The sequence below is a fragment of the Bacillus gobiensis genome, assembly GCF_001278705.1.
Classification (GTDB): Bacteria; Bacillota; Bacilli; order Bacillales; family Bacillaceae; genus Bacillus; species Bacillus gobiensis.
In genome coordinates, this window is sequence record NZ_CP012600.1 from 1743948 (window position 1) to 1766075 (window position 22128).

Consider the following 22128-nt stretch of genomic DNA (forward strand, 5'->3'; position numbering starts at 1 on the left):
TCTTTAATCTCCCTGAACGATAGGTGTAGTTTTTACAATGTTTTCAATTACCTGGTACAGAATAATCAATTTTACTTTACCATTCTCGCTCGTTTGGTGCAAAACTTTTTCATCTATTACTTTACCATCAATTCCAATTTTTTTCTCAACATCTTTTTTTCCCATCTTTATTCCTTCTTCGATTGCTTGCTTCTCCGTATACGATCGCTTAGATGTTTCCGTTTCTCTAATCAGTTCTTTTTCATAGGACAACGGTAATTTGAATTGCAAAAAGTGCAGGGGATAGGTAAGTTTTTCGGTTTTTGATGCTCCCATTTCCTCGTCCGACAATGAAAAGCCCCAAAATGGAATCGATTGCGAGCCTGCGGCCAGCTTGTGCATCGTTTTTACTTTTCCCGTGTACACTTGAAAAGTTGTTTCAAGCGGGACAGTCACAGTAGATTTATACCACGTTTCTCCCAATATCTCTCCTTTTGCAGCAACCTTTTGTTTATTATCTTCGTAGCCAATAATTCCAGAGACAAGCTTTTGCCCCTTCCTGACGTGTTCATTCACCGTAACAAGCGGCACTCCCTTTTCGACGAACATATTGGTAATGACCGCCTTCTTTTTGGCTACTAAGTCTTGAGGGCTTACGTATTCCGGTTTCTCCGGTTCGTTTTTTTCAACGACCTTCATCTGTAAATCCGTACCATTTAACTCGACGCCAATCCATGTAATATTGCTGACGCGGTCAGTCAGCTCTTTTTGAATAATTTCCGGTGTAGGGGTCACAAATTGAAGTCTCCCGATTTTTATCCCAATCTCATTCAACTGCTTCCTGATCTCGTGTTCAGTTTCCGGCTTCGCTCCGGTGATGTGGATGCTCCATACCATGTTTGAAAGCAGAAACAGGATGAGAAAAAAACCAAAAAAACCAATGGCAAATCCGCTGTTGCGCATCGACTTCCGTATAAGAAAAGGAAGTCCTTTCCGTTTCGTAAAGCTGCATTTGCATTCAAAATTCCTAATGGCTCTCCTTAGGGCATATACATCAGAAAGCCTGATAAAAAACAGAACATGTCCATTTTTTCTCCGCACTTGATATAAAGGTATTTTTTTTCTCATACATTCATTTATAAACCTTTCAATCCCTGGACCTTTTACTTCCACTTGAACCGTCCCGGAAAAAAAAGAAAACCATTTATTCTTCATTGTTTTCCCCCCTCATCAGGATTCAATGTATTTGACTTGATCAATTTTGCCTTCAAGCAGAATCTCTTCAGGCAATATCGCTTTGATCACAAAATTCTTGCCATGAATAATACACTGTCCCTGCTTAAGCATAAGCCTGACTTCTTCCTCACTGAATAACAATAGCCCGCGATGGTTCTCTATGTATATATGAAGCCGTCCAATCATGGTGATTCTGGGCAGATCCATCATGACATCGGGGGGCATTTCTAACGTTTTGGTGATCCATGATCTCATTCGTTTATGCCATTTTTGCGCCATAAAAAAGAACCCCCTTTCAACTCATATGTATGACTTGAAAAGAGGTTCTAATACTTAATTTTTCTTACGGCTCTTCATTGTGTAGTGAGGATTTTTCGACCGGGGAGGCCCGAATGCTTCCCCGAGGATGAACCCTTGCACAACTGTATCCTTGTTCAATTGTAGTGCCTTACGAGCTACATTATCTGCTTTTGCCGCAGGCTGACGCTTGTGAGGTGACATGTCATTTCTAGTTTTGGTCAACCTGTCTTGGATTTCTTCTTTTTGCTTTTCATATTGATTTTGAATCGTAACAAGGTCTGCTGAATTATCTAATTCCTCTGGCAATGAAGCTTCACTTGAGTTCTCCCGATTTTCAGATGGCTGTTTCGGAGAAGGAGCCTGCTTGTTTGAATCTTTTTTGTTCTCTTTAAAAATCGCGTTGAATGCAGTCGTAATAATCCCGATAATTATGGCAATGACCAGCGGATTTGTAAGAAGTTCTCCGATCAAAGGTTTCACTCCTTTGTATTTGGGACATTATGATTTAGGATTGTCTTCTGAAGGATCATTAGTTATTTTCCCGAAAGAACCGCGCATTTCCGTGTCCGATTCAATATTTTTTAAATTCATATAATCCATAACGCCGATATTTCCTTCACGAAGTGCTTCTGACATGGCAAGCGGCACCTCAGCTTCTGCTTCCACGACTTTAGCACGCATTTCTTCAACACGGGCACGCATCTCTTGTTCTTGCGCAACAGCCATGGCCCGGCGTTCTTCCGCTTTTGCCTGGGCAATATTTTTGTCGGCTTCCGCTTGATCAGTTTGTAAAATAGCGCCGATGTTTTTGCCGATATCCACGTCCGCAATATCAATCGATAGAATTTCAAACGCCGTTCCTGAATCAAGCCCTTTCCCTAAAACGGTTTGCGAAATCATATCGGGATTTTCCAGCACTTTTTTATGGTCTACAGCTGAACCAATGGTTGATACAATGCCTTCACCAACCCGGGCGATAATCGTTTCTTCACCAGCTCCCCCGACGAGGCGGTCAATATTCGCCCGAACGGTAATTCTTGCTTTCGCTTTTACTTCGATCCCATTCATCGCTACCCCGGAAATAAACGGCGTTTCAATAACTTTCGGGTTAACGCTCATTTGCACTGCTTCAAGCACGTTTCTCCCGGCTAAATCAATCGCTGCGCATCTTGTAAACGATAGTTCAATATTTGCGCGTTGTGCTGCAATTAATGCATTTACAACTCGATCAACATTTCCGCCGGCCAAATAGTGGCTCTCGAGTTGGTTAGTTGTCACATCAACCCCGGCTTTATGCGCTTTGATTAAAGGGTTGACAACCCTGCCAGGTATGACGCGGCGAAGCCTCATTCCAACAAGTGTAAAGATACTGATCTTCACTCCGGCTGCCATTGCAGATATCCAGAGCATAACAGGCACAAACGTAAAGAAAATAGCTAAAACGATTATTCCTGCTGCTATTAATGCTAAAAATAATAAAGCTTGTGGATCCATTCTGTGGTCCTCCTTGTATGAATTAGATTTCTCTGACTACAATCCTCGAACCTTCTGTCTTCACAATTTTTACTTGTTTGTCTTTTGCGATAAAAGTACCTTCGCTAACGACATCAATTCTTTCATCATTCAAGACGATCGTTCCGGAAGGCCGGAGCGGGGTCAACGTAACACCAACTTTTCCAATCAGTTCGAGTCGGTTCTCATTAGAAATATAACCGCTTTCTGTATTAGTAGAGTCATTTAACACTAGCTTTTTAAAAAATTTCATATTTTTCCCCAACACCTTCGTAAATAGAATAGATGCTGCTGCGGCAACTGTGATCGCAATTGTTAAAGAAATCGACATGACCGCAATATTTCCTGATGCTAAAAACAAACTGATGATAACAGCACAAATTCCAAGTACACCAACTATTCCTCCTGGGACGATAAACTCTAATAAGATCATCACAATTCCCGCTATAAAAAGAAGAATCGTTTCTGTACCTGCCAGCCCCGCAATAAAATGACCGAAAAAAAACAGTACAAGAGAAGTGATCCCCAAGATTCCAGGAATCCCAAATCCGGGAGAAAATAACTCCATGATCAACCCGAGGCTGCCAATCGATAATAATATAGGAATAACTACCGGATGAGTCACGATTCTGGCAACACTCTCTGCAAAGCTCACCTTAATATCAGTTACCTTCGCATTTTCAAGATTAAGTTTCATCAAAAGCTCATCCAGATTGGCAGTGATTCCTTCTGTATATCCAACCTCCAATGCACGTTCAGAATTTAATGTCAGCAACTCTCCAGCTGGAGCCCCAACTTCGCTGGCATCAACATCCATATCAGCCATTGCCAGAGCATATTTAGGATCACGGCTGTTTTTTGAGGCTGCTTCCTCCATCTCGCTTAACCACAGTGACTCTACTTTTTTATCTGCAGCATTTCCTTCCATGTCAATCACAGCTGCGGCACCTATCATACCACCAGGTGCCATATAAAGATCATCAGCATTAAGCGCTAGATAAGCACCGGCAGAAAGTGCCCGCTTATTGACAAAAGCGGTTACAGGAATGTCGGTTGAATTGATAGTATCGGCCATTTCCAATGCTGCATCAACTGCGCCACCTGGAGTATTTATGTTCAGAATGATATGTGCTGCATTGTTTTCTTCCGCTTCTTTGAAGGATCTTTTGAGAAATTGAGAGAGGCCTTTCTCTACTGTATCTTCGATTGGAATGACATACACATTTTCAGAGGTGGATTTTGCGGTCACATGAACTCCTATACTTAAGACTAATACAAAACCATAGATAAGAGCAAGAGCAATCTTTTTTTTAACCATGTCCTAATATTACATCCTCCTCTCTTGCTGATATATCTGTATTACGGAAATAACAAACAATATGTTTCATTTTTTTATAATATGTAGTGCTGTAATTTTTCATTAAAAAAACATCTCCATAGGAGGAGATGCTTTTTTTGGCATTTGTTAAGAAAGCTGCTGCGATACGAGCTTGTTTACAAGCCCTCCATCAGCTTTTCCTTTCACCTTTGGCATAATGGCAGACATCACTTTGCCCATTTCTGCCTTCGAGCTTGCCCCGGTTTCAGAAATCGTTTCATTTACGATGCTAAGCAGCTCATCTTCAGAAAGCTGCTTTGGTAAATAAGCTTCTAAAATATCCAATTCATTTTGAACTTTATCTACTAAATCTGAACGATTTGCGTTTGAAAATTCTTGGAGGGAGTCTTTACGTTGCTTTACTTCACGAGAAAGGACGGTGAGTTCCTCTTCTTCAGATAACCCGTCTTTCTTAAGCTTAATTGCCTCATTTTGCAAGGAAGCCTTAACCATTCGAATGACAGAAAGTTTGTCTTTTTCACGGTTTCTCATATACAGCTTCATATCTTGATTTAATCGCTCAAGAAGAGACATAAATACACCCTCTTTTAGAATTTGCGTTTTCTTGCCGCTTCTGATTTTTTCTTGCGTTTTACGCTAGGTTTTTCATAGAATTCACGCTTTCTTGCTTCTTGCAATGTACCTGTCTTTGATACACTGCGTTTGAAGCGACGAAGAGCATCTTCAAGCGATTCGTTTTTTCTAACGACCGTTTTTGACATTCTCTTTCCCTCCCTCCGAATACACCAATCGACTGCTATAAAATTATACATGCAATCACGTACCTTGACATTATAATATATGCTACCTCCTTGGTCAACTGAGTGAGCTTTACTCATTTTTTTGGTCTAAAAAGTTAGGACGTGTTTGTATAGTAATGGTGGGAGGTTTTAGACAACCAATGATGCTTATAGTATTTTTTATTTCACTGATTGTTTTGTTCTTATGGGGAATGTACTTAATTCGAAAGGGGCTTGCAGCGCTTACCTCTGAAAAAATTGAGAAGAGCCTGCTGCTATTTACTGACCACCCATTAAAAGCATTTTTAATAAGTATCTTATTTACCGGAGTACTGCAAAGCAGCTCAGCATTTATGGTTATCGCAATAGGGTTAGTGAGTGCTGGTGCGCTAACGTTTAAGCAGGCCATTCCGATGGTACTGGGGACAAATGTCGGCTCTACTTTTACGACACAATTTTTAGCCGTCCGGCTGGAATATTTGATTCTTCCGTTGATTCTTTTTGGGGTATTGCTTGTGATCACCGGCAACCAAAAGTTTAAATCCTTAGGAACGAGTTTTCTTGGCTTAGGACTTATTTTTTTATGCATTGACAGCTTCTCTGCTCTCGCAGGACCGATTTCAAAAAACGAGCTCGGGGCTCTGATGATTCAGATTTCCAATGAAAGCATTTGGCATTCATTTTTTTTCGGAGCGATTTTCACGGCCATTATTCATTCCAGCTCTGTCTGTATCAGTGTCATTATGGGACTCATGAATGGAGGTGTTTTCCAGTTGATTAACGCTTTTGCCGTCGTACTTGGCTCAAACGTCGGCACATGCATCACAGCCGTAATGGCATCAGCGCGAGGAGGGCAAGCAGCGCGGCAAACATCGCTTACCCATGTACTGTTTAACGTTGCCGGTGTATTGCTCGCTTTTCCATTTTTGCCGCAATTCCTTCAATCCATTTATTTCCTCTCATCAAATCCAGCCCAGCAGATCGCCCATTTCAGCTTATTGTTTAATCTGTTTACTGCTTTGATAGTCTTGCCATTTACAGGGTATATCCATCGGGTCGTGGCATTTATTGTAAAATGAAGTTTTTTTGCGGGGGCTTACAGCGCAAACACATTCTTAATAATGATAACTCAGGCATACAATTTAATTTGGTTGAAAGATTTTTTTTGAGGTTTATTTTTTAATGACGTGATTCTGCATCTTTTCCGGCGATCTTTTCATTATTTCGGCTATCCCGCGACGATTTTTCAAAAAAGCCGCCCTCCATTTTGGAGCGGGCGGCTTCCATCTTAATAATCTGTTTCTGCGAGCTCGTCATTGACGATTGAAACGCCAGCGCTTGCTCCGATTCGTGTCGCCCCAGCAGAGATCATCAGAACAGCACCTTCTTTATCCCTTACTCCTCCAGATGCTTTCACACCGATTTCTGGTCCTACTGTTTGGCGCATCAGCTTAATATCTTCTTCTGTAGCCCCTCCAGTGGAAAAACCGGTTGACGTTTTTACAAAATCAGCACCGGCGCGAACGGCAAGCTCGCAGGCCAGCTTTTTCTCTTCATCGGTCAAAAGGCTTGTTTCTATAATAACCTTTATAAGCGCTTTTCCTTTTGCTGCTTCGACCACAGCTTTAATGTCTTGCTCAACAAGCTCCGTGTTGCTGTCTTTTAATGCGCCGATATTAATGACCATATCGACTTCATCGGCGCCATTTTTGATCGCATCCGACGTTTCAAAAGCCTTTACAGCGCTTGTTGTTGCGCCGAGCGGAAAGCCAATTACCGTACAAACCTTTGCTTCAGAGTTTTTTAATAATTCACTTGCATAGGATACCCACGTTGGATTTACGCAAACTGAAGCAAAATTATATTCACTCGCCTCTTGGCAGAGTTTTTCAATTTGCTGCTTTGATGTATCAGGCTTCAATGCCGTATGATCGATCATATAAGCGATTTCTGTTGACATTAGAGTTTCCCTCCTGCTTTTTCCGCACAAAAGTGAGTTCGTAATCTAAACGAATTGTCTTGAATATTTAAGACGACAGGCGTACATTATCAAGTGCTTCATTCTTAATCGTCGTAACGAACTGGCCTTGATTATACGGATATCCAGCCTTGAGTATTTTTACTTTCACCAATTCTCCAATAAGATTTTCATTGCCTTCGAAAACTACTTTCATGTAATTGTCTGTGTACCCAACATAAAGATTTTCAGTTTCCGATTCTTTAAACCGTTCTTCTGGGATCACTTCCAATACTTCTCCTTCATATCGAGAGGCATACTGTTTCGCCAATTGGTCAGAAAGCTCGATTAATCGATGAACCCGTTCGTTTTTCACTTGTTCATCTACTTGGTTTTCCATTCTAGCGGCAGGAGTGCCTGTGCGTTTGCTGTACGGAAAAACATGAAGCTCAGAAAATTGATGATCCTTCACAAATTGATAGGTTTCTATAAATTCTTCCTCTGTTTCACCAGGAAATCCTACGATGACGTCAGATGTCACAGCAAGCCCAGGCAATGCTGCTTTCAATTTAACCAAACGTTCAGCAAAAAATTCCATCGTGTATTTTCTTCTCATACGTTTTAGTACACTATTTGATCCAGATTGCAGCGGAATGTGTAAATGTCTAACGATTTTATCAGATTGATCCAGAACCTCGATGACTTCATCCGTAATCTGGCTGGCTTCAATTGATGAAATTCGAATCCGTTTTAAGCCGGTCACACGCGTGTCTAGTTCTTTGAGAAGCTTTGCAAAATTATAATCCTTCATGTCTTCTCCGTATCCACCGGTGTGAATACCAGTCAGAACGATTTCTTTATAGCCCGCATCGACAAGCTGCTGTGCTTGGCGAATGACCTCTTCCGGGTCGCGTGATCGAAGAAGGCCGCGTGCCCATGGGATAATACAGAAAGTACAGAAATTATTACAGCCTTCCTGGATTTTCAATGATGCACGAGTGCGATCTGTAAAAGCAGGCACCTCTAGCTCTTCATAAACTCTTGTTCTCATGATGTTAGTAACGCCGTTTATCGGTTGTCTTTCTTCACGATACTGCTTAATATAATCAAGCATTTTTTTCCTGTCTTGCGTACCGACTACGATATCTACGCCAGGAATTGCCATGATTTCAGCAGGAGACGTTTGCGCGTAACAGCCTGTTACACAAATAACGGCGTCAGGGTTTTTTCGGATCGCTCTTCTAATAACCTGCCGGCTTTTTTTATCTCCCGTATTCGTCACTGTGCAAGTATTAATCACGTACACATCTGCCGTTTGTTCATATTCTTTACGTTCGTACCCGGCTTCTTTAAAAAGCTGCCATATGGCTTCTGTTTCATAATGGTTGACTTTACAGCCAAGGGTATGAAATGCAACTGTTGACATTATTGTTCACCTCTAGCTAACTCAGTATGGTAGGATATGGCAGATAAAGCGTAAAGCGGTGCCGTCTCTGCTCGTAAAATTCTTGGTCCAAGACCGCAGACAACAGCTCCTTTTTCTTTAAGCGCTTTGATTTCTTCCGAATCAAATCCGCCTTCCGGACCAAAAAGAAATAAAATCGAAGAATCTGATGACGAGCGTTTTAATACTTGATAAAATTCGCTTGCCTCTCCTTCTTTGGAAGACTCTTCATATGCAACGATACAAGTATCAAACTCATCCATCCTGTTCAACAGGACGTTAAATGAAAGTAAAGGCTCCACATGAGGAATGAGGCTGCGATAGGATTGTTCAGCTGCCTCTTTCACTATTTTTTTCCATCGCTCGAGCTTTTTAACAGCTTTTTTTTCATCCAGCTTCACTATAGATCTCTTTGATTGAAAAGAGAGAAAAGAACAAGCGCCTAGCTCAGTGCCTTTTTGCAGCACTAATTCATACTTATCGCCCTTCAAAAGGCCGCTGGCAATATTTACACGCAGCGGGAGCTCTCTCGACTTTCCGGTCCATTCCTCGACTTTGCAATCTATTCTCTCATGGAATATGGCTTCAATCAAACAGACCGCCTCGAAACCATCTTTTGTCATGCAGATCACATGATCCCCCGGCTGCATTCTCATAACATGCGATATGTGATGGACGTCCTCGCCTGTTATCGAAATTAGCTCTGCAGAATTTACCTGTTCCTTTTTCTGTTCAATAAAATACCGCTGCATACGTAAGCGACTTCCTTTTTTATTTTTTTGCAATGATACTGATCCAATCTTCCATTGCCAAGGTTTCAACAATGTCAAAGCCAGCCTGGATTAACGCATCTCTTACTTCTTGTTTCTTGTGGTTAATGATGCCCGAAGTAATAAATATTCCATCTTTCTTTAACAGCTTATAGGCATCGTCTGTAAAACGCAAAATAACTTCAGCCAAAATATTTGCGATGATAACATCATTTTCTTCTGGCATATTATCAAGAAGGTTGTTTTGCTTCACTGTGATTTGCCCGCTTACTTTATTAAGCTTTACATTCAGCCGGGCACTTTCTACTGCTACAGGGTCAAGGTCTGTCGCAAGAATAGATTCTGCCCCAAGCTGAGCCGCCGCAATACTTAATATGCCGCTGCCTGTTCCTACGTCAATAACGTGATCCCCTTTATGGAGGTACCTTTCAAGCGCCTGGATACAAAGAACGGTCGTAGGGTGCGTTCCGGTTCCGAAAGCCATTCCCGGATCCAGCTCAATAATGAGCTCATCGGTATTTACCGGCGTATATTCCTCCCAGGTTGGCACAATCGTAACTTTTTCTGATATTTTTACGGGATGATAATATTTCTTCCAAGAAGTTGCCCATTCTTCTTCGTGCATTTCACTAATTGTAATTTTATTAGTTCCGATATCAATATTGTAAAGAAGCAAGTTGTTAATCGATTCTTTAATGCCATCAACAGTTTCTCCAAGAAAGCTGTTGATTTGCAAATACGCTTTAACAACCACCCCTTCATCAGGATAATCATCAGGGTTGAGTTGGTAGATTTCCCCATATTTATTTTCCCGATCTTTTATGAGGTCAAGCTGATCCTCAATCACAACTCCGCTCGCTCCCGCTTCGTGCAAAATATTCGATATCGGCTCAACGGCTTCATGTGTTGTGTGGATACTAATTTCAGACCATTTCAAATCTACCAACTCCTCTTAATTACTCTCCCTTAAACGCTCGTTTTACTTTATCAAAAAAGCTCATTTCGTGTTCATCGGGACGATTGCCTGATACTTCTGCAAATTCTCTGATAATGTCTTTTTGGTTTTCTGTTAAATTGGTTGGAGTGACAACACGGACAACGATGTGCTGATCTCCCTGTCCGTATCCGCGAACATTGGCAACACCTTTTCCTTTTAAACGGAATTTCGTGCCTGTTTGTGTTCCAGCCGGTACCTTGAGCTTTACTTTTCCGTGCAGCGTCGGTACTTCTATTTCATCTCCAAGAGCGGCTTGGGCAAAGGTCAATGGCATCTCGCAATAGATATCGTCACCATCTCGTTCAAAAAATTCATGGCTTCTTACATGGAAGACGACGAATAGGTCTCCTGGAGGACCTCCATTTACACCTGGTTCACCCTGTCCGGACACTCGCATTTGCTGGCCGTCATCGACACCGGCAGGGATATTCACCTTAATGGTTTTGCGTTTGTTTACTTTGCCACTTCCGCCGCAAGTCGAACATTTATGCTTGATCTGTTTCCCAGTTCCACTGCAGTAATGACAAACTCGACGGTTGACAATTTTTCCAAATGGGGTATTTTGCTCCACATTTAATTGACCCGCGCCGCCGCAATGACTGCAGGTTTCTGGTTTAGTACCCGGTTTTGCCCCAGAGCCTTTACACGTATCGCACGTTTCTTCACGTGGAATTTCAATTGATGTATCTTTTCCGAAAACAGCTTCTTCAAAGGAAAGAGTCATCGTATACTGCAAATCAGCACCTTGGCGAGGCGCATTTGGATCACGTCTTCTTCCGCCGCCGCCAAAAATGCTTGAAAAGATATCGTCAAACCCGCCAAATCCGCCAAAATCGCCGCCGCCGAAGCCTCCAGCGCCTTGATTTGGATCGGTATGGCCAAATTGGTCGTACTGGGCGCGTTTCTGTTCATCAGACAAATTCTCGTAGGCTTCCTTCGCCTCTTTAAACTTCTCGTCAGCCCCCGGCTCTTTATTAATATCTGGATGGTATTTTTTTGAAAGCTTACGGTAAGCCTTTTTGATTTCATCTTTTGAGGCGTTTTTACCGACGCCCAACACTTCGTAGTAATCACGCTTACTCATTGCTTCACACTCCCGATTTTCTCACATAAATAAGATTGTATCATTTCTTTTCAGATTTTATCAATTCTTTTCTAGCTTCAAGCGAAAAAAGTCAAAGCCAAGAGATGCCTGACTTTGACTTTTTTTCATTTTGTTCTTTTTTCAATCAGAAGCTTTATTTTTTCTCCTGATCATCATTTACTTCTTCATATTCAGCATCGACGACATTGTCATCGTCTTTTTTGCCGCCTGCTTCACCTTGTTCAGCTTGTGCTTTTTGTGCTGCTTCTTCGTAAAGCTTCATGCTAAGCTCTTGAACAATTGTTTGCAGCGCGTCTTTTTTCTCTTTAATTTCTTCTAGTTCGCCTTTTTCAATCGCTGCTTTTAACGCGTCTTTTGCTTCATTGGCTTTTGTTACTTCTGATTCGTCAACCTTGCCTTCAAGGTCTTTTAACGTTTTTTCAGTCGTGAACACTAGCTGGTCCGCTTCGTTGCGAAGCTCAATTTCTTCTTTTTTCTTCGCATCAGAATCCGCATTTTCTTCTGCTTCTTTTACCATCCGATCGATCTCATCATCAGATAGGCCTGAAGAAGATTTGATTGTAATGTTTTGTTCTTTACCAGTACCCATATCCTTCGCTCTTACGTTTACGATACCGTTTTTATCGATGTCAAATGACACTTCGATTTGCGGAACGCCGCGCGGAGCCGGAGGAATATCGGACAATTGGAAACGGCCGAGTGTTTTATTGTCTGCAGACATAGGGCGTTCCCCTTGCAAGACATGGATATCAACGGCAGTTTGATTATCTGCTGCTGTTGAGAACACCTGCGACTTGCTGGTTGGAATCGTCGTGTTACGTTCGATCAGCTTGGTGAATACGCCACCCATTGTCTCAATTCCAAGTGACAACGGAGTGACATCAAGAAGAACAACGTCTTTTACGTCACCAGTGATAACTCCGCCTTGAATCGCTGCTCCAAGAGCAACCACTTCATCAGGGTTAACTCCTTTATGAGGATCTTTTCCAGTTTCTTTTTTGATTGCTTCCTGTACTGCTGGGATACGGGTAGATCCACCGACTAGGATAACCTTGTCGATTTCGCTGCTTGACAGATCTGCATCTTGAAGCGCTTGGCGTACAGGACCCATAGTGCGCTCTACAAGACCGGCAGAAAGCTCTTCAAATTTTGCTTTTGTTAAGGTTAATTCCAAATGAAGCGGGCCTGCTTCACCGGCAGTGATAAACGGTAAAGAAATTTGTGTTGATGATACACCGGACAAATCTTTTTTCGCTTTTTCAGCTGCATCTTTTAAACGCTGAAGGGCCATTTTGTCTTTGGAAAGGTCGATGCCGTTATCTTTTTTGAATTCAGCTACTAAGTGGTCAATGATGACTTGGTCAAAATCATCTCCGCCCAGTCTGTTATCACCAGCAGTGGAACGTACTTCAAATACGCCGTCTCCAAGCTCAAGTACGGAAACGTCAAAAGTACCGCCGCCAAGGTCGTAAACAAGGATCGTTTGGTCTTCATCTGTTTTGTCCAAGCCGTATGCCAAAGCAGCTGCAGTCGGCTCATTGATGATACGTTCTACTTCAAGGCCGGCAATTTTACCAGCATCTTTTGTCGCTTGGCGCTCTGCATCATTAAAGTAAGCAGGAACTGTGATTACTGCTTTTTCAACCGTTTCGCCAAGATAGCTTTCTGCATACGATTTAAGGTGTTGAAGGATAATAGCAGACACTTCTTGAGGAGTGTAGTTTTTCCCTTCCACTTCTACCTTGTAATCTGTACCCATGTGTCTTTTAATTGAAATAATTGTGTTGGGATTTGTAATCGCTTGGCGCTTTGCCACCTCTCCCACTTGGCGTTCTCCATTTTTAAACGCCACGACAGAAGGAGTTGTGCGGTTGCCTTCTGCGTTTGCAATTACTTTTGGTTCTCCGCCTTCTAAAACGGCAACACAAGAGTTAGTTGTACCTAAGTCAATACCTATTACTTTACTCACTTTTATAACCTCCTGCTATGTAGTTATTGGTTTACTTTTACCATAGATGGACGAATGACACGGTCCTTAAGCTTGTAGCCTTTTTGCAATTCTTCGACCACAACGTTCGAATCATAACTTTCATCTTCTACCTGCATGACAGCTTGGTGAAGGGTTGGGTCAAATTCCTCTCCAACTGCAGGAATAATTTCAACACCTTCTTTTGTCAAAGCCTCAACGAGCTGGCGCTGCACCATTTGCATGCCTTGCAATAAACTCTCTGTCTGATCGTTTTCGGGGTTTATTTGCAGCGCTCTTTCAAAGCTGTCTAACGCTGGAAGGATTTCTGTTACGATATTTTGAGAACGGTATTTTTGGATTGTTTCCTGTTCCGTCCGAGTACGGCGTTTATAATTTTCAAAATCCGCCTGAACACGCAGGATTTTGTTTTCTTTTTCGTCTAGAAGCTCTTGTAATTTTGCTACTTCATTTTGAAGAACTTGAGTATCGTTTGCAGACTCTTCCTGAACATCTGCCTCTTCATTAGCAGAGTCAGCAGCTTCATTGGAAAATCCCCCAGCTTCCTGTTGTTCTTCCTCTGTTTCAACGTGCTCTGCTGTATTCTTTTTCTCTGTCAACTGTGTTCACCTCCCTCAAAGGCTTCGGTACGGATATATTTTATTCAAATCCCTTTGCCTTTGTCACTTTACTCATCATACAGACTCGTCAGTGCATTTGACAAGTCTGAACTAACCTGATTCAACAAACTCACAACCCTTGAATAATCCATACGGATCGGGCCGATAATTGCGATCGAGCCAATTTGTTTAGAACCGACTGAATAGTTGGCGGTTAGCAGGCTGCAAAACTCCATCGCTTCGTTATCATTTTCCTTACCGATTTTTATCGATATTCCATGGTGATTATTTTCGAACAAGCGTATAACATCCTGCTTTTCTTCAATCATGGACAACAGCGACCTCACACGGTCAATATCGTGGAATTCCGGCTGATTCAGCATATTGATCTTGCCGCCATAATAAAGCTGTCCGTCATCAATAGATGAATGGAAAGCTGCGGATAAACCGCTGAACACATGGTCATAGTTTTCAATATGGGATTTTAAAAAGATTACAATCTCTTTAAAAATCCGATCCTTCAGCTCAGACATTGGCACACCCGAGAGGCGCTCATTCAGAATATTGATTAGCTTTTCGAGATCTGACAAATTAACTTTCCCCGGGAAATTAATCAGCTTGTGTTCTACATGTCCAGTATTCGTAACAAGAATCGCTACCGCTTTATCAGGTTGAATAGGAACAATTTGAATTTGCTTCAAGTGATTCTCGCTGATTCTCGGCCCCAACACAATTGATGTATAGTTAGTCAAATCTGATAAAACTTGGGCTGACTTTTGAACAATTCTTTCAAGCTCAACTATTTTCGCTTTAAAAACAGACTGAATTAAGGTTAAATCTGTTTTTGTCAGCATTCGCGGGGATAATAAATGATCCACATAATATCGATACCCTCTTTCAGAAGGAACCCTTCCGGAGGAAGTATGAGTTTTTTCAATGAAACCGAGCTCTTCAAGATCAGCCATTTCATTCCGGATCGTCGCCGAGCTGAATTGGATTTCACCTTTTTTGGACAACGTTCTTGATCCGACCGGCTGCGCATTCTGGATGAAATCATTGATTATTACTTGCAGAATTAAAAGCTGACGATCTGTTAACACCATCATCACCCCTGTTAGCACTCTGTATGAATGAGTGCTAATTCTATAACAAAATTATCAAACCCATTTTAAAATGTCAATTCATTCACTTCAGAAACGACTGAAAAACTTCATTTCCCAACAGCTTTCCTTTATGAGTAAGGGAAATGTTCGTGGTACCATTAAGAAGCAGGCCTTGTTTTTCAAGCTTCTGAACAGTTTCGGCAAAAAATGCTTCCACAGGCTGGCCGAACTTCTCTTGAAATACATGCTTATTAACGCCCGCCGTTTTTCTCAGGCCTAAAAACATTTCTTCCTCAATCTTCTCTTTAAAAGAAACATCGCTCTCTTCCGTATAAGGAAATCCCTTTTCATCAACAAGAGCCATGTATTTTTTCAATGGGCCTGCATTGACGGTTCGTTTCCCATTGACGTATCCGTGGGCGCCTGCGCCAAATCCATAGTAATGCTCATTGTTCCAGTATGTGAGATTGTGCCGGCTTTCAAAACCGGGTTTCGAAAAATTGCTGATTTCGTATTGCTTCACACCGTGATGATCCATGTTCTCCATAACTAATTCGTACATTTCCGCTTCTGTTTCTTGTGCAGGAAGATGGAGTCTTCCTTTTTGCATCAAATTATAGAAAATCGTTTTTGGTTCGACAATCAGCGAATACACCGAATAGTGCTCCGCGTCAAGAGAAAGGGCGGTTTGAAGAGACCTTTCTAGATGCAGGGTAGTCTGTCCGGGCAAGCCGAACATCAAATCAAGACTGATATTTTGAAACCCTGCCTTTCTAGCTTGTTCAACCGCAATAAAAACATCCTTCGTTTCATGGACTCTGCCAATTTTTTTGAGAAGCTCGTCTTCAAACGTCTGAACTCCAAGGCTTAGACGGTTTACTCCTGCTTCTTTTAAAAAGGAAAGTTTTTCTGCATTAAGGTCATCAGGATTCGCTTCAACTGAAAACTCAATGATTTGGCCGGAGGGCTCTAATACTTTATGGATTGAATTCATCAGGTGCTCCAGCTGGCGGACCGAAAGAGAAGTTGGTGTTCCGCCCCCGATAAATATTGTATCTACTCTGCTTTTTCCTTCTCGTTCGATTGTGTTTTTCATTTCTGCTTCTAACGACACTAAATAATCGTCAACAGGCTGGTTTTGAATAAAAAATTTATTAAAGTCGCAGTAATGGCATATGTGTTCGCAAAACGGAATGTGAATGTAAGCAGACTTCATCGTTAGCACCTTCTTTATATAGAAAACCGCAGTATAACCACTGCGGCTGTTTTGACATCTTTATTTGTTTTGGCTGTCATCCATTTTTAAGACGGCCATAAATGCTTCTTGGGGCACCTCTACAGATCCTACTGTTTTCATCCGCTTTTTGCCTTCTTTTTGTTTTTCAAGAAGCTTTCTTTTTCTTGAAATATCGCCGCCGTAGCATTTCGCCAATACGTTTTTACGCATCGCTTTAATGGTAGACCTTGCCACAATTTTCTGGCCGATTGCCGCTTGAACAGGCACTTCAAATTGCTGGCGTGGAATAAGCTCTTTCAGCTTTTCAACGATGATTTTTCCTCGTTCGTATGCATAGTCACGATGAACAATGAAGGAGAGGGCATCGATTTTTTCACCGTTCAGCATGATATCCATTTTCACAAGTTGCGACGGCCTATAGCCAATCATTTCATAATCAAACGACGCGTATCCTTTTGTATTCGATTTTAATTGGTCAAAGAATTCATATACAATTTCGGCAAGCGGGATTTCATAAACGATATTTACCCGGTTGGCATCCATATATTGCATGTCGATAAAGTTTCCTCTTTTGCCCTGGCATAATTCCATAACCGCCCCGACAAAATCGTTTGGAACCATCATTGTCGCTTTGACAAACGGCTCTTCTATTCGGTCAATCTTTTGCGGATCAGGCATGTTTGACGGATTGTCAACGATAAGGCTTTCCCCATCCGACATAAATACTTCATAAATAACACTTGGTGCCGTCGTAATTAAGTCAATTTTAAATTCTCTTTCAATTCTTTCCTGGATGATTTCCATATGAAGCATGCCAAGAAAGCCGCAGCGGAACCCAAAGCCCAACGCTTGTGAAGTTTCCGGTTCATATTGAAGGGCGGAATCATTCAGTTCCAGCTTTTCCAGAGCCTCTCTTAAGTCATTGTACTTCGCTGTGTCAATGGGATAAAGTCCGCAATATACCATCGGATTCATTTTTCTGTATCCTGGAAGGGCTTCGCTTGCCTGATTCTTGGCGTGCGTAATCGTATCACCCACCCGGGAATCGCCGACATTTTTGATCGCAGCAGTTAAAAAGCCGACATCTCCAACCGTAAGCTCTTCGGTCGGCGTTGCTTTCGGGGTGAAAACCCCTACCTCTATGACCTCGAATTCTTTGCCCGTTGCCATCATCTTTATCTTCTGCCCGGGCTTAACCGTTCCATTAATGACTCTGATATAAGCGATAACTCCCCGATATGCGTCATAAAGCGAGTCGAAAATTAACGCCTGAAGCGGCGCATCCGGATCACCGGACGGAGCAGGCACTTTTTCGACAATTTGTTCCAGAATTTCTTCGATTCCAATCCCTGCTTTTGCAGAAGCAAGTACAGCTTCTGAAGCATCAAGGCCGATTACATCCTCAATTTCTTGACGGACGCGATCCGGTTCAGCACTCGGCAAGTCAATTTTGTTAATTATCGGAAGAATCTCTAAATCGTTATCCAGAGCCAAATAAACGTTTGCCAATGTCTGCGCCTCTATGCCCTGCGCTGCATCAACGACTAAAATCGCCCCTTCACAGGCAGCTAAGCTTCTTGAAACCTCGTAAGAAAAGTCGACGTGTCCGGGAGTATCGATTAAATGAAAAATATATTCTTCCCCGTCTTTCGCCGCATATTTTAACTGAACCGAATTCAGCTTAATCGTAATTCCGCGTTCTCTTTCCAAATCCATTGAATCCAAAAGCTGCTCTTTCATTTCCCTTTGCGTGATCGCAGCTGTTTTTTCTAATATTCGATCCGCCAGTGTTGATTTTCCATGATCAATATGGGCGATGATCGAAAAATTACGGATTCTTGATTGCCTTTTTAAGCGATTTTCTTTATCCGTCACTTCTATCACTCCTACTGTAAAACGCCGTTAGCGCTAGGTTTGATTATATCAATACACTTGTAAAGATTCAATTAGAAATCCATTTGTACCGGTTTGTGAAATGTTATATTATCTGTAGGAGAGGTGAAAAAATGATGTTATCCGCAAAAAGAATTACACTTCGTCCAGTAATAGAGGATGATTGGGAAATGCGTTATAGATGGCTATCTGATCCTGATATAAACAAATGCCCCCCTTCTGGCACTGGTATTCCGCTAACCCCTGCCACTGTTAGAGAAAGGACCCTGATCTATGCAAAAAGCGATCCATCCAGAGTGGATTTTACTGTTCTTCAAGAGGATGGAACAGCAATTGGCAATGCTCATCTATTCAACGTTAACCCATGGTCACGGAAAGCAGAGTTTGGCGTTTGGCTTGGGGAAAAATCAGTTTGGGGGCAGGGATATGGAACGGAAGTAACCCGGGTACTTGCTGAGTTTGCTTTTATGAGGCTAAATCTTCACAAAGTATATCTATCAGTTGATGCCGACAATTTTGGTGGGATTCGCTGTTATGAAAAGGCTGGTTTTAAGAAAGATGGGGTTCTGCGTGATGATGTTTTTAAGAACGGACAATATGTAGATCGAATCATAATGAGCCTTCTCAAAAAAGAATTTGCCTTTTAAAGGTCCTTCTTTAAGAAGGCTGACAACCTACTCGCCTTCTATTCTTTTAGCCGCCCAATCGTAAAGTGATTGGGCAGAATTTGTAATTCCATCAGCTAAAGCTTTTCCCGTTCTTGAAAAAATGTTAAAGGCTTCAACCTCTTCAAGCTCTTTTTGTTTTTCTTCTAAATCGGTTGTACTTACTTCATGACCGAGGACAGAAGCCTCTCTCTCTTCCCCTTCTCCGCCTTGAAGCGCAAAGGCATTTTTCAGATCCGGATCTTCATAGCCCTTCATGTGCTTCATCCCGTCATTTGCTTGCTGCATTCCGAGCAATACACCGAACAACAAGATGACGACTAAGAAGAAAAATCTCATTGTGAAAGCCGCCATTTCGGTCAACTCCTTTACTGTTTTACTTTCTCATTTGCTTTTGTATTTACCTTATCGGCATCCCAATACATCTCGCTAAAAACGTCTGCAATAGCGTCAGCAGAGTTTCTCAGCTGCTCTAAATTGTTGTCAACACCGCCGAATTCAATCAACAAGGCATTTTGCGATAAATCTTGATTGTAGACGCCATTATTGCGGCTGCCTCCCTGTTTAAATACGCCTCTGCTTACACCTTTGTACTTCTTTTCAAGAAGTTTATGGAGTTCAGTTGCCACTTGATGGTTTTTGGAAAATGATGAATTATTTGTTCCTACGATAAAAGCAACTTTTGCATATTTTTTTCCGTTAATTTCTTTTAACGTACCATTCAGCCTTTTCACGTCGCGGTGAATATCGATCGTGTATGCAAACTCCTTATTTGCTGCCAAAGCCTCTCGAACCGCAGAACGTGACTCTTCATATGAACGTGTGTAATTCCAGCCTTTTTTGTTCAGGCTCGCCTGGAAATCTTTTTTTTCAACTTCGCTGCCGAGCCCTTCGGCTTTTAACGATTTTCCAAGCATGTCACTGACCAAGGTGACATTTGCTTTTGAATGAAAAGCCCGATTTGGATCCGTTTCTCCTTTTAATAGAGGCAGATATGATTCTGTATTATGTGTGTTGTAAATATAAACGACTTTTCTATCACCCGTCGTTTGTTTTGGCGTCTCTTTCGGAGATTCTTCCTTTTTCTCCGGATTGATTTGTTCCAATTCTGCTAAATTAGCTTCTTTTTCTTTTTCAAGCACATCGGCAGGAGGAGCAGATTCATAGGGCATATTTGTGTAGTCGGTTCCTTCCCCCGCAACAAGGATTTCCGTATCAAATTGAGAGAATCCGGGAAGCTCGCGGCCGAGGAAGCTTCTCGGATCCTCTAAATTAATGCTTGTCGCAAGCTTAAGCATAATGGAGGACAAATGAAAGTTAATCTCTTGATCCTTTGCACCAGCTGCAAAATACTTATTTTCAGAAGCTAATAACAGCAAAAAAGAGGATCCGGGAATCTCTGCCGCCACTCCATTGATTGAAGAAGAGGATAGCCTAAGCTCCGGCCTTAAGGAAGTAAGCGCACCTGTAATAATAAAAATCAGCAAAAGCCCTGAAATGAATGCAAAGCCCGATTTAATAAATGTTCCCGCATGAACTGCTACGACCAAATGTCGATTCTTTTTTCTTCTCTTCATCGGTTCTCCCCTTTCACTGCTTGTCTATTAAATACTCTATGAACAAGCTAGAAAGAGTAGAACCGTGAAAGTTAGTGGTTGTAGGAGCCTTTATTATCCTGGGAAACAAGCTGATGAAGAGAGGTATTTAAGCCGTTCGCAATGACATTTGCCATATCGCCAATAAAGGAATCCACTTCTTTCGGGGTCACCATTAAATTATGTCCCAAAGGCGCCAGCACTTCATATATTAGCTGTCTTTTCTCTTCTTCTTCTAACGTTCCAACGATGCCGAGAAATGATTGTCGCTGCTCTTTTTCCGGAAGATCCTCCTCCGTCAGCTTTTTCTTCTTGCCAAAGCTCATTCCCGCCGGAACCAGTGACTTGGAGGGGCTGTTATCATTCATCTCTTGGCCGAAGTGCTTTAAAATATAGTCAATCGTATCGCTCGTAATCGTCACGGCATCAATTACAGTAGGAACACCAATCGCGATCACTGGGATACCTAATGTATCTTTACTTAGCTCTTTCCGTTTGTTACCAACACCTGATCCAGGATGAATGCCGGTATCTGAAATTTGAATCGTCGTATTAACTCTTTCAATCGCCCTCGCAGCTAAAGCATCAACTGCTATGACAAAATCCGGCTTTGATTCGCTGATTACTCCCTGAATGATATCGCTCGTTTCAATCCCCGTGAGTCCCATAACCCCTGGGGTAAGGCTGCTGACCGGACGATAGCCCTCTTGGACTTGTTCCGGCTGGAGTTTAAACAGATGCCGGGTGACCAAAAGGTTTTTTACCACGGTAGGACCTAGTGCATCCGGAGTTACGTTCCAATTGCCAAGCCCCACGACTAAACAGCTCGCATTCTGATCGATGGATAAATTCTCTAAAAACGATGAAAAGGCCTTGGCAAAAACCTCGACAACCGTTTCCTCCATCTCGGAATCCTGCTCCTTGATTCCCTCTACCTGCAGGGTCAGATAGTTTCCTTTCTTTTTGCCGGATAGCTTTTCACCCTCTTCAGTAATTTCAACAGTAGTTATTTTTACACCGTTTTCTTCGTGTTCCTTGACGACAAATCCACTAGCATCTTTCGTATTAGGTTGATTTTCAGTCATCATCTCTTTTACTTCAACTGCTAAATCTGTACGGACGGTGTATTTGCTTAGATCAAGCTTCTTTTGCTCCATATGTTTTTAACCTCCACCATGTATGAATATGGATAGTTTCTCCACACCAGCAAAAAATCATTCGTTTTGTGAGAATATCCTTGCCTAATATGATTGCAATCTTATGGGGCGTCTGATAGAATACAATTTGTTCTATGTTAGAGATGACCTCATTTCCTAGAGGTTGATCTTGGGAGGTGAATCAAATGCCAAATATTAAATCAGCGATTAAACGCACTAAAACAAACAACGAACGACGTGCTCATAATGCGACGATTAAATCTGCTATGCGTACTGCAATGAAGCAAGTAGAAGCTCACATCAACAACAATGATGCTGAGAAAGCAGCTGCAGCTCTTTCTGAAGCTTCTAAAAAAATTGATAAAGCAGTTAAAACAGGCCTTGTACAGAAAAACGCTGCTGCAAGATATAAATCAAGTCTAGCGAAAAAAGTAAACGGTCTTTCTGCATAAGAAAATGATCCTCGAACATGAG

Annotated in this window: 23 protein-coding genes; 3 read left to right on the top strand and 20 right to left on the bottom strand. The window is 41.9% G+C overall.

The annotated features are described in order from the left end of the window. Positions 1 to 3: 3 nt before the first annotated feature. From yqfD to rpsU, 7 genes are all read right to left on the bottom strand, one after another. Positions 4 to 1194 (bottom strand): sporulation protein YqfD, encoded by a 1191-nt coding sequence (yqfD, locus tag AM592_RS08650; RefSeq protein ID WP_053603428.1) that lies wholly within the window; start codon positions 1192 to 1194, stop codon positions 4 to 6. A gap of 15 nt (positions 1195 to 1209) precedes the next feature. Then, positions 1210 to 1494: a sporulation protein YqfC gene (yqfC, locus tag AM592_RS08655; protein WP_053603429.1), complete on the bottom strand. Its 285-nt coding sequence runs from the start codon at positions 1492 to 1494 to the stop codon at positions 1210 to 1212. A gap of 54 nt (positions 1495 to 1548) precedes the next feature. Then, positions 1549 to 1986 (bottom strand): hypothetical protein, encoded by a 438-nt coding sequence (locus AM592_RS08660; protein WP_053603430.1) that lies wholly within the window; start codon positions 1984 to 1986, stop codon positions 1549 to 1551. Between the two features lie 27 nt (positions 1987 to 2013). Beyond that, positions 2014 to 3009 carry a flotillin-like protein FloA gene (gene floA / locus AM592_RS08665; RefSeq protein ID WP_053603431.1) on the bottom strand — a complete coding sequence of 332 codons (996 nt, stop codon included), beginning with the start codon at positions 3007 to 3009 and terminating at the stop codon, positions 2014 to 2016. 22 nt (positions 3010 to 3031) lie between these two features. After that, positions 3032 to 4345 (bottom strand): NfeD family protein, encoded by a 1314-nt coding sequence (locus tag AM592_RS08670; RefSeq protein WP_053603432.1) that lies wholly within the window; start codon positions 4343 to 4345, stop codon positions 3032 to 3034. Positions 4346 to 4492: 147 nt separating this feature from the next. Next, positions 4493 to 4939 carry a GatB/YqeY domain-containing protein gene (locus AM592_RS08675; RefSeq protein ID WP_053603433.1) on the bottom strand — a complete coding sequence of 149 codons (447 nt, stop codon included), beginning with the start codon at positions 4937 to 4939 and terminating at the stop codon, positions 4493 to 4495. A gap of 14 nt (positions 4940 to 4953) precedes the next feature. After that, positions 4954 to 5127 (bottom strand): 30S ribosomal protein S21, encoded by a 174-nt coding sequence (gene rpsU / locus AM592_RS08680; RefSeq protein ID WP_003152957.1) that lies wholly within the window; start codon positions 5125 to 5127, stop codon positions 4954 to 4956. 179 nt (positions 5128 to 5306) lie between these two features. Between rpsU and AM592_RS08685 the strand changes: the two genes are divergently transcribed. Further along, entirely contained in the window at positions 5307 to 6224 is a 918-nt protein-coding gene (locus AM592_RS08685) for a Na/Pi symporter (RefSeq protein ID WP_053603434.1), read from the top strand. Positions 6225 to 6433: 209 nt separating this feature from the next. Here the strand turns inward: AM592_RS08685 and deoC are convergent, their stop codons facing one another. From deoC to lepA, 10 genes are all read right to left on the bottom strand, one after another. Then, entirely contained in the window at positions 6434 to 7105 is a 672-nt protein-coding gene (gene deoC / locus AM592_RS08690) for a deoxyribose-phosphate aldolase (protein WP_053603435.1), read from the bottom strand. 67 nt (positions 7106 to 7172) lie between these two features. Then, entirely contained in the window at positions 7173 to 8528 is a 1356-nt protein-coding gene (mtaB, locus tag AM592_RS08695) for a tRNA (N(6)-L-threonylcarbamoyladenosine(37)-C(2))-methylthiotransferase MtaB (protein WP_053603436.1), read from the bottom strand. Next, positions 8528 to 9298: a 16S rRNA (uracil(1498)-N(3))-methyltransferase gene (locus AM592_RS08700; protein ID WP_053603437.1), complete on the bottom strand. Its 771-nt coding sequence runs from the start codon at positions 9296 to 9298 to the stop codon at positions 8528 to 8530. The genes mtaB and AM592_RS08700 overlap by 1 nt, the downstream gene beginning before the upstream one ends. A 19-nt stretch (positions 9299 to 9317) precedes the next feature. Beyond that, the gene (prmA, locus tag AM592_RS08705) at positions 9318 to 10253 is read right to left on the bottom strand and encodes a 50S ribosomal protein L11 methyltransferase (protein WP_053603438.1); all 936 of its coding nucleotides are present in this window, start codon (positions 10251 to 10253) and stop codon (positions 9318 to 9320) included. Positions 10254 to 10272: 19 nt separating this feature from the next. Then, positions 10273 to 11397, bottom strand: coding sequence for a molecular chaperone DnaJ (gene dnaJ / locus AM592_RS08710; RefSeq protein WP_053603439.1), 1125 nt, complete (start codon positions 11395 to 11397; stop codon positions 10273 to 10275). Positions 11398 to 11551: 154 nt separating this feature from the next. Then, positions 11552 to 13387, bottom strand: coding sequence for a molecular chaperone DnaK (gene dnaK / locus AM592_RS08715; protein WP_053603440.1), 1836 nt, complete (start codon positions 13385 to 13387; stop codon positions 11552 to 11554). Between the two features lie 23 nt (positions 13388 to 13410). Beyond that, positions 13411 to 14004, bottom strand: a complete 594-nt coding sequence (gene grpE / locus AM592_RS08720) for a nucleotide exchange factor GrpE (RefSeq protein WP_053603441.1) — start codon at positions 14002 to 14004, stop codon at positions 13411 to 13413. Between the two features lie 68 nt (positions 14005 to 14072). Next, positions 14073 to 15104: a heat-inducible transcriptional repressor HrcA gene (gene hrcA, locus AM592_RS08725; protein ID WP_053603442.1), complete on the bottom strand. Its 1032-nt coding sequence runs from the start codon at positions 15102 to 15104 to the stop codon at positions 14073 to 14075. Positions 15105 to 15189: 85 nt separating this feature from the next. Continuing rightward, the gene (hemW, locus tag AM592_RS08730; protein ID WP_053603443.1) at positions 15190 to 16323 is read right to left on the bottom strand and encodes a radical SAM family heme chaperone HemW; all 1134 of its coding nucleotides are present in this window, start codon (positions 16321 to 16323) and stop codon (positions 15190 to 15192) included. Positions 16324 to 16383: 60 nt separating this feature from the next. Beyond that, positions 16384 to 18219, bottom strand: a complete 1836-nt coding sequence (gene lepA, locus AM592_RS08735) for a translation elongation factor 4 (RefSeq protein ID WP_053603444.1) — start codon at positions 18217 to 18219, stop codon at positions 16384 to 16386. 131 nt (positions 18220 to 18350) lie between these two features. Here lepA and AM592_RS08740 point away from each other — a divergent pair, with 131 nt between their 5' ends. After that, positions 18351 to 18884: a GNAT family N-acetyltransferase gene (locus AM592_RS08740; protein ID WP_225970345.1), complete on the top strand. Its 534-nt coding sequence runs from the start codon at positions 18351 to 18353 to the stop codon at positions 18882 to 18884. Positions 18885 to 18911: 27 nt separating this feature from the next. Here the strand turns inward: AM592_RS08740 and AM592_RS08745 are convergent, their stop codons facing one another. The 3 genes from AM592_RS08745 to gpr all read right to left on the bottom strand — a co-directional run bounded on the left by AM592_RS08745 (position 18912) and on the right by gpr (position 21654). After that, on the bottom strand, positions 18912 to 19256 hold the full coding sequence (locus AM592_RS08745) for a YqxA family protein (protein WP_053603445.1): 345 nt from the start codon (positions 19254 to 19256) through the stop codon (positions 18912 to 18914). 14 nt (positions 19257 to 19270) lie between these two features. Beyond that, positions 19271 to 20479, bottom strand: a complete 1209-nt coding sequence (gene spoIIP, locus AM592_RS08750; RefSeq protein WP_053603446.1) for a stage II sporulation protein P — start codon at positions 20477 to 20479, stop codon at positions 19271 to 19273. A gap of 71 nt (positions 20480 to 20550) precedes the next feature. Next, positions 20551 to 21654: a GPR endopeptidase gene (gene gpr / locus AM592_RS08755; protein WP_053603447.1), complete on the bottom strand. Its 1104-nt coding sequence runs from the start codon at positions 21652 to 21654 to the stop codon at positions 20551 to 20553. A 185-nt stretch (positions 21655 to 21839) separates the two neighbouring features. On the opposite strand from gpr, the gene rpsT reads away from it, so the two are divergent. Further along, the gene (rpsT, locus tag AM592_RS08760; protein ID WP_053603448.1) at positions 21840 to 22106 is read left to right on the top strand and encodes a 30S ribosomal protein S20; all 267 of its coding nucleotides are present in this window, start codon (positions 21840 to 21842) and stop codon (positions 22104 to 22106) included. Positions 22107 to 22128 lie beyond the last annotated feature (22 nt).